Annotated in this window: 6 protein-coding genes and 1 pseudogene; 3 read left to right on the top strand and 4 right to left on the bottom strand. The window is 69.6% G+C overall.

Going from position 1 to position 7,722, the window contains the following annotated elements; all coding sequences use genetic code 11:
- Together QM569_RS09075 and QM569_RS09070 are read right to left on the bottom strand one after the other, a co-directional pair.
- Positions 1 to 497 (bottom strand): annotated as a pseudogene (locus tag QM569_RS09075) (DUF3108 domain-containing protein); the annotation flags it as partial.
- Positions 481 to 1,272 (bottom strand): IclR family transcriptional regulator, encoded by a 792-nt coding sequence (locus QM569_RS09070; RefSeq protein WP_414986910.1) that lies wholly within the window; start codon positions 1,270 to 1,272, stop codon positions 481 to 483. The pseudogene QM569_RS09075 and the gene QM569_RS09070, both read right to left, overlap by 17 nt.
- Positions 1,273 to 1,367: 95 nt before the next feature.
- Here QM569_RS09070 and QM569_RS09065 point away from each other — a divergent pair, with 95 nt between their 5' ends.
- Together QM569_RS09065 and QM569_RS09060 are read left to right on the top strand one after the other, a co-directional pair.
- Positions 1,368 to 2,351 carry a fumarylacetoacetate hydrolase family protein gene (locus tag QM569_RS09065; RefSeq protein ID WP_414986909.1) on the top strand — a complete coding sequence of 328 codons (984 nt, stop codon included), beginning with the start codon at positions 1,368 to 1,370 and terminating at the stop codon, positions 2,349 to 2,351.
- A gap of 88 nt (positions 2,352 to 2,439) precedes the next feature.
- Positions 2,440 to 3,408 carry a Bug family tripartite tricarboxylate transporter substrate binding protein gene (locus tag QM569_RS09060; protein WP_414986908.1) on the top strand — a complete coding sequence of 323 codons (969 nt, stop codon included), beginning with the start codon at positions 2,440 to 2,442 and terminating at the stop codon, positions 3,406 to 3,408.
- A gap of 73 nt (positions 3,409 to 3,481) precedes the next feature.
- Here QM569_RS09060 and QM569_RS09055 read toward each other — a convergent pair whose 3' ends face one another.
- Positions 3,482 to 4,501, bottom strand: coding sequence for a zinc-binding alcohol dehydrogenase family protein (locus tag QM569_RS09055; RefSeq protein ID WP_414986907.1), 1,020 nt, complete (start codon positions 4,499 to 4,501; stop codon positions 3,482 to 3,484).
- Between the two features lie 108 nt (positions 4,502 to 4,609).
- Between QM569_RS09055 and QM569_RS09050 the strand changes: the two genes are divergently transcribed.
- Positions 4,610 to 5,527: a LysR family transcriptional regulator gene (locus QM569_RS09050; protein WP_414986906.1), complete on the top strand. Its 918-nt coding sequence runs from the start codon at positions 4,610 to 4,612 to the stop codon at positions 5,525 to 5,527.
- 47 nt (positions 5,528 to 5,574) lie between these two features.
- Here the strand turns inward: QM569_RS09050 and QM569_RS09045 are convergent, their stop codons facing one another.
- A complete protein-coding gene (locus QM569_RS09045; protein ID WP_414986905.1) occupies positions 5,575 to 7,641 on the bottom strand; it encodes a molybdopterin-containing oxidoreductase family protein in 2,067 nt (688 codons plus the stop codon).
- Between the last annotated feature and the right edge of the window lie 81 nt (positions 7,642 to 7,722).

Genomic DNA, 7,722 nt, shown 5'->3' with positions numbered 1-7,722 from the left:
GCGGGCGGCGGGACGCGCACGGGCGGCGGCGCGGTGCCGGGCGGCTGGCTGGCGTCGCTGCCGGGGGGCGCGGTGATGTCCACGCCTGCGGCGGGGCCGATGGGCGCGCTGGCGGCGGGTTCGGGGGCGCTGGCGGGCTCCTGTGGGGCGACAGGTGGGGCTTCAGCGTCTGGGGCGGCTGCCAGGGTTTCGCCGGGCGCTGTGTCTTCGGGCGCTGGCGCGGGTGGACTGGACACGGGCGCCGGTTGCACAGCCCGTTTTGGGGGCGGCGGCGGCTTGCGGGCGGGCGGGGCCGGGGCGGGCTCCACGGCGGGCAGTGGGGGCGGCGGCGCGGCGATGCTGCGGGTGTTGAACACCCGGGTCGCGGCCGGGCCGGGGCGCGTCCAGTCCAGCGGCAGGCCTTGCAGCACCAGCCAGTGCAGGGCCAGCACCAGGGCGGTGAGGGCGGTCAGCGCGCGCGGGGGCATGGCGCGGTGCGCCTCAAGGGGGTGTCCCATACCCCGCGCCCAGGTCGCTGGACAGTTGGGCGGCGGCGGCGCGCAGGGGCGCATCCACCGCACCGCCCCATTCCGGGTCAAAGGTGGCGACCGAGCCCAGCGTGGTGATGCCCAGCACCAGGTGCCCGTCCGCGTCGAACACCGGCGCGCAGAAGGCCACGATGCCGGGCAGCAGCGTGTCCACCACGCGGGCGGCGCCACGCTCGCGCACCTCGGCCAGCAGCGCCTTCGCTTCGGCCAGGCTGGCGGGCACGCCGGTGCGGCGCAGCTTGGCGGCGCGGGCCAGTTCTTCCTTGAGCAAGGGCGCCACCACCTCGGGCGCCATGTAGGCCGCAAAGCAGCGGCCCGTGGCGGACGACAGCAGCGGCATCACGTCGCCCAGGCGCAGGTTGGCGGTGACGGCCTGGGGCGACTCCTCCCAATGCACGATGGTCGGGCCGTGGTTGCCCCACACGGCCAGCGCCAGCGTGTGGCCGATGCTTTCCATCAGCGCGGGCATGCGCTCGCGCGCCATGCGCACGGCGTCCAGCCGCGCCAGCGATGCCAGGCCCAGCTTGAGCGCGGCGGGCCCCAGGTCGTAGCGGGCGGTGCGCCCGTCCTGCGTGACCAGGCCCAGGCGCTGGAAGCTCACCAGGTAGCGGTGCGCCTTGGCCGCGCTCATGCCTGCCGAGGCGGCCACGTCCTTGAGCATCAGCGGCCCGCGCGCGCGCGCCAGCCCGTCCAGTAGGGCAAAACCGACCTCCACCGATTGGATGCCTGCACGTTCTTTGTCCATGTGCGAGAATTCTGTGGTTTTGTTTAGGTAAATCAATTTACCCAATCGAAATTTCTGCCAGCCCACCACCACTTTGAGACAAAGGTCCTGCCACCATGAAACTCGCCACCTACAAAGACGGCTCGCGCGACGGCCAGTTGGTTGTCGTCTCCCGCGACCTGGGCACAGCCCATTATGCGACCGGCATCGCCAGCAAACTCCAGCAGGTGCTGGACGACTGGGGCTTCCTCTCGCCGCAACTGCAGGACCTGTACGACCAGCTCAACGCGGGCCGCGCGCGCCACGCCTTCCCGTTCGACCCGGCGCAGTGCATGGCCCCGCTGCCCCGCGCCTACCAGTGGGCGGACGGCTCTGCCTACATCAACCACGTCGAACTGGTGCGAAAAGCGCGCAACTCCGAGGTGCCCGAGAGCTTCTACACCGACCCGCTGATGTACCAGGGCGGCAGCGACGACTTCATCGGCCCCTGCGACGACGTGGTGGTGCCGAGTGAAGCCATGGGCATCGACTTCGAGTCCGAGATCGCCGTCATCACCGGCGACGTGAAGATGGGCGCCAGCCCCGAGCAGGCGCTGGACGGCATCCGCCTCGTGACCATCGTCAACGACGTAAGCCTGCGCAACCTGATCCCCGCCGAGCTGGCCAAGGGCTTCGGCTTCTTCCAGAGCAAGCCCGCCACCGCCTTCGGCCCCGTGGCCGTCACGCTGGACGAACTGGGCGACGCCTGGGACCACGGCCGCCTACACCTCGCCGTGCATTCCACCTGGAACGGCCGCAAGGTCGGCATGTGCGACGCGGGGCCGGAGATGACCTTCCACTTCGGCCAGCTCATCGCCCACGTCGCCAAGACGCGCAACGTGCGCGCCGGCTCCATCATCGGCAGCGGCACCGTCAGCAACAAGGACTGGGCCAAGGGCTACAGCTGCATCGCCGAAAAGCGCTGCATCGAGACCATCCAGGACGGCAAGCCCACCACCGAGTTCATGAAATACGGCGACACCATCCGCATCGAGGTCAAGGGCAAGGACGGCGCCAGCATCTTCGGCGCCATCGACCAGACCATCGCCGCGCCGCAGTAAAACAGCATTTCAAGCCAAATTGGCCTCCAGCGCTTATGGGACGGGCGCTGGCAGCTATAAAACATGTAGCAAAAAGGAGACACACGCCATGCACCGCAGAACCCTCTTGTCCGCCCTGGCCGCCGCCACCGCCGCCCCCTGGGCCGCCGCGCAATCCAACTGGCCCGACCAGCCCCTGCGCTGGGTCGTGCCCTACCCGGCGGGCGGCGGCACCGACGTGCTGGCGCGCACCGTGGCCGAGGCCATGCGCCAGACCCTGGGCCAGCAGATCGTGGTGGACAACCGACCCGGCGCGTCCACCAACATCGGCGCGCAGCTGGTCGCCACGGCCAAGCCCGACGGCTACACCTTCATGTCGGCCGACAACGCCGTGCTGGCCTACAACGAGCACCTGTTCAGCAAGCTGCCGTTCAGCCCCGAGAAGGACTTCACCTACGTGGGCGGCATCAGCCGCTTTCCGCTGGCGCTGGTCGTCAACCCCGCATTCGAGGCCAAGACGGTCAAGGACTTCATCGCCTACGCGCGCGCCCATCCGGGCAAGCTCAACTACGCATCGCCCGGCAACGGCTCGCCGCACCACCTGGCGATGGAGATGTTCAAGAACCGCACCAAGACCTTCCTCACCCACATCCCGTACCGGGGCGCGGCCCCCGCGCTGCAGGACGTGATGGGCGGGCAGGTGCCGTGCATGTTCCTGGACCTGGCGGCGGGCCTGCCCGTGATCACCTCGGGCAAGGTGCGCGCGCTCGCCATCGGCTCGGCCAAGCGCGTGGCCGCGCTGCCCGACGTGCCCACGCTGGCCGAGGCGGGCGTGCCCGATACCGAGGTGTTCGCCTTCCAGGGCATCCTGGCGCCCGCCGGGCTGCCCGCGGCCATCACGGCGCGGCTCAATGGCGACCTGAACAAGGCCCTGCTGAACCCCACCGTGGTCAAGCGCATGACCGACTTCGGCATGGAAGCCCTGCCCGGCACGCCCGAGCAGTTCCGCGCCATGGCGCGCGCCGAGTCCAAGCGCTGGGGCGAGATCATCAAGGCGGCGGGGGTGAAGCTGGACTGATCCTCGCTTTAAGCGCCAAAAAGGCTGCTGGCGCTTGTGTGGCAAGCGCCGGCAGCTATTTTTTTGAGAGCAATCAGCCCCACCCTTCCAGTACCAGCTTGCCCCGCGCCCTGCCGCTCTCAACCAGCGCATGTGCGCGCTTCAGGTTCGCGGCGTTGATGGCGCCCAGGCGCTGGCTCAGCGTGGTGCGCAGGACACCCGCGTCCACCAGCCGGGCCACCTCGTTCAGCAGGTGGTGCTGGCCCACCATGTCGTCCGTGCCGAACAGCGCGCGCGTGAACATCAGCTCCCAGTGCAGCGACACCGACTTGCGCTTGAGCAGGGTGGCGTCCAGCGCTACGGGGTCGTCGATCAGCCCCAGGCGCCCCTGCGGCGCGATGGCTTGCACGATCTGGCCGAAATGCGCATCCGTCTGCGTCAGGCTGGCGATGAGGTCCACCGTGGGGTGGCCGATGCGCGCCAGCTCCGCCGCCAGCGGCTGGCCGTGGTCGATGACGTGGTGCGCGCCCAGGCTATGCACCCAGTCCCGCGTCTCGGGGCGTGATGCGGTGGCGATCACCGTCAGGCCCGTCAGCCGCGCCGCCAGTTGCGTGAGGATGGAGCCCACGCCGCCGCCCGCGCCGATGATGAGCAGCGACCGGCCCGTGGGCTGCGAACCCTGCACCGCGTCCAGGCGGTCGAACAGCAGCTCCCATGCGGTGATGGCGGTCAGCGGCAGCGCGGCGGCCTGGGCGTTGTCCAGCGACTTCGGCGCATGGCCCACGATGCGCTCGTCCACCACATGCAGCTCGCTGTTGGTGCCGGGGCGGGCGATGGAGCCTGCGTACCACACACGGTCGCCGGGCCGGAACAGCGTGGCCTCGGGGCCAACGGCGCGCACGGTGCCGCAGGCGTCCCAGCCCAGCACCTTGTCATCCTGCCCCTCGGCAGGGCCGCTGCTGGCGCGCACCTTGGCATCCACGGGGTTCACGGAAACGGCATGCACCGCGACCAGCAGGTCGCGGCCCGTGGGCGACGGGTCGGGCAGGGTGATGTCGCGCAGCGCATCGGGGTGGTCGATGGGGTGGGGGGCTCGGTAGCCAACGGCTTTCATGGGGTGCCTTGAAAAGAAAAAGGGTTTGACAGGCTGCCTATGCTCTTTCCTGTCGACATGGTTTTAAATGGGCGGCTGGTTGAATTCATATTCAACGCAGATTTGAAAATGAAAAGCCTGCAAGACCTCGACATCTTCGTGCGCACCGTGGACAGCGGCAGCCTCTCGGCCACGGCGCGGGCGCTGGACATCACGCCCGCAGCCGCCAGCGCCGCGCTCAAGCGGCTGGAAGCGGAACTGGGCGTGCTGCTGCTGGTGCGTTCCACGCGCAGCCTGCGGCTGACGCACGAGGGCGCGTTGTTCCTGGAGCACTGCCGTCCCGCGCTGGCCGCATTGCAGCAGGCGCAGGACGAGCTGGTGGCAGGCCGCGCAGGCGGTTTGCGGGGCGCGCTGCGGCTGGCGGCCCCGTCAGACCTGGGGCGCAACGTGCTGCTGCCGTGGCTGGACGACTTTCAGGCCGCGCACCCCGGCATCGACATCCGCCTGCAGCTGTCTGACCGCATGTCCAACGTCTACAGCGAGCCGGTGGACGCGGCCATCCGCTACGGCGTGCTGCAAGACTCGGCCCTGGTCGCGCTGCCGCTGGCCGAAGGCCGCCGCGTGCTGTGCGCCGCGCCTGCTTACCTGCAAGCCCACGGCACGCCGCAGAGCCCGCACGAACTGTCCGCGCACGGCTGCCTGTGCTTCATGCTGGGCGAGGACGTGCACGACCGCTGGCGCTTCTGGGACGCGGCGGGCCGGGAGCTAGCGGTGCGCGTGCGCGCCCGCAACGTGGCGAACGATGGCGACGCCGTGCACCGCTGGGCCGTGCTGGGCCGGGGCATTGCCTACAAGTCGCTCTTCGACGTGGCGGCCGACCTGGCCGCCGGGCGGCTGCTGCCGCTGTGCCCTGGCTGGACCACCGAGGCCGCGCCCTTGTACCTGACGGTGCCCAGCCGCCGCCAGCTCACGCCGCTGGTGCGCGCGCTGCGCGACTTCATGGCGCAGCGGTTGCAGGCGCTGATTTCAAGCAAAAACGGGCTGTAGCGCTTGATGGACAATCGCCAGCAGCTATTCTTTTGATAGTTGATTCTTCACGCCAGCGCCACTTCCACCACGCAGTCGTAGAACGTGGGCGCGGCCCCCAGGTCGGTCAGGGCCTGGCTGGTGAGCTGGTTGACGTTGGTGCCGTTCAGGCCGAACTTGCGCCACCAGATGCCCAGGCCATTCACTACGCCGGGGCGGGCACGCTCGCTCACCGTGGCGTGGCATTCGTAGCTGCCCCGGTCGTTGAACACGCGCACCACGCTGCCGTCGGCGATGCCGCGCGGGGCGGCGTCGTGCGGGTGGATCTCCAGCACGGGGCGGGTTTCGATGTTGCGCAGGCTTTGCACGTTGACGAAGGTGCTGTTCAAGAAGTTGCGCGCGGGCGGCGAGATCATCGCCAGCGGGTAGGCGGTGCCGGGGGCTTCGTGGTTGGGGACGTGGCTGGGCAGTGGGTCCAGCCCCTGCGCGGCGAGGCGCTCGCTGTAGAACTCGCATTGGCCTGATGGCGTGGGAAAGCCGCCTTCGGCGAACGGTGCGTCGGGAATGGCGAGCGGGGCGAAGCCCACGTCCAGCAACTGATTGAAGTCCACCTTGTCGCCATACGCCTGCTGGCACAGTGCCTCGTCGCTGTCGGCAAAGCACGGGTCGGTAAAGCCCATGCGCGCCGCCAGCTCGCGGAAGATTTGGGCGTTGCTGCGCGCCTGGCCCATGGGGGCAATCGCCGGGCGGTTGAGCAGCACGTCGGTGTGGCCGTAGCTCAGGTGAACGTCCCAGTGCTCCAGTTGCGTGGTGGCGGGCAGCACGTAGTCGGCGTAGTCGGCGGTGTCGGTGGCGAAGTGCTCCAGCACCACGGTGAACAAGTCCTCGCGCGCGAAGCCCTGCGCCACCTTGGCGGAGTCGGGGGCCACGGCCACGGGGTTGCTGTTATAGACCACCACGGCGTCGATCCTGGGGCCGAAATCGGGAGATGCTTTGCGCAGCAGGTCGTCGCCAATCGTCACCATGTTGATGGTGCGCGGCGTGGCGCCAGCAGGGATCAGGTCAGGCCGCTGCAGCACGGCGCGCTGTACGGGGAACTGGCCCGAGCTGGAGAACAGCACCCCGCCCGCCCGGTGCCGCCACGCGCCCGTGAGCGCGGGCAGGCACACGATGGCGCGCGTGGCGTTGCCGCCGCCGCGCACGCGCTGCATGCCGTAGTTCAGGCGGATGGCGGCGGGTTGGGTGGTGCCGTAGTCCTTCGCCAACTGGCGGATTTGCCCGGCGGGAATGCCGCAGACGGCGGCGGCGCGCTCGGGCGGCCACTGCAGGGCGCGTTCGCGCAGGCCGTCCCAGCCCAGGGTGTGGCGGGCGATGTAGTCATGATCCAGCCAGTCGTTCGCGATCAGCTCGTGCATCAGCGCCAGCGCCAGGGCGGCGTCGGTGCCGGGCAGGATTTGCAGGTGCTCCTGGCACTTGTCCGCCGTCTCGGTCTTGCGCGGGTCGATGCACACCAGCTTGGCCCCGTTGCGCTTGGCCTGCTGCGCGTAGCGCCAGAAGTGCAGGTTGCTGCCGATGGAGTTGCTGCCCCAGATGAGGATGAGCTTCGCTTCGGCGAAGAACTCCACCTTCATGCCCACCTTGGCGCCCAGCGTGTGCAGCAGCCCCTCGCCGCCCGCCGTGGAGCAGATGCTGCGGTGCAGGAACGACGCGCCCAGGCGGTGGAAGAAGCGCCGGTCCATGCTTTCGCCCTGCACCAGCCCCATGGTGCCCGCGTAGCTGTAGGGCAGGATGGCCTGCGGGTCGCGGGCGGCGATGCTGCCCAGGCGCTGTGCGATGTCGGCCAGCGCCTCGTCCCAACCGACGGGCGTGAACTGCCCGCTGCCCTTGGGGCCTGTGCGCTTGAGCGGCGTGAGGATGCGGTCCGGGTGGTGGGTGCGCTCGGCGTATTTGGACACCTTGGTACACAGCACGCCGTCGGTGTGCGCGTGCGCCGGGTTGCCCTGCACGCGGATGGCGATGCCGTCCTGCACCGTGGTCAGCAGGGCGCAGGTGTCGGGGCAGTCGTGCGGGCAGGCGCCGCGCACCAGGACAGTTGACGATGCCGAAGGGGAATGGGCGGCGCGGGGCATGGGCATTGTGAATGAATTGTTAAACTGGCCGCAGAGGCGCAAGGGGCCCGTTGCGCCGCCCATCGGCGGCGCCCTGGGAGTCAGTCT

This window comes from Acidovorax sp. (assembly GCF_047607405.1).
Taxonomy (GTDB): Bacteria; Pseudomonadota; Gammaproteobacteria; order Burkholderiales; family Burkholderiaceae_C; genus Acidovorax.
This window is presented reverse-complemented; position numbering and strand designations above follow the sequence as displayed.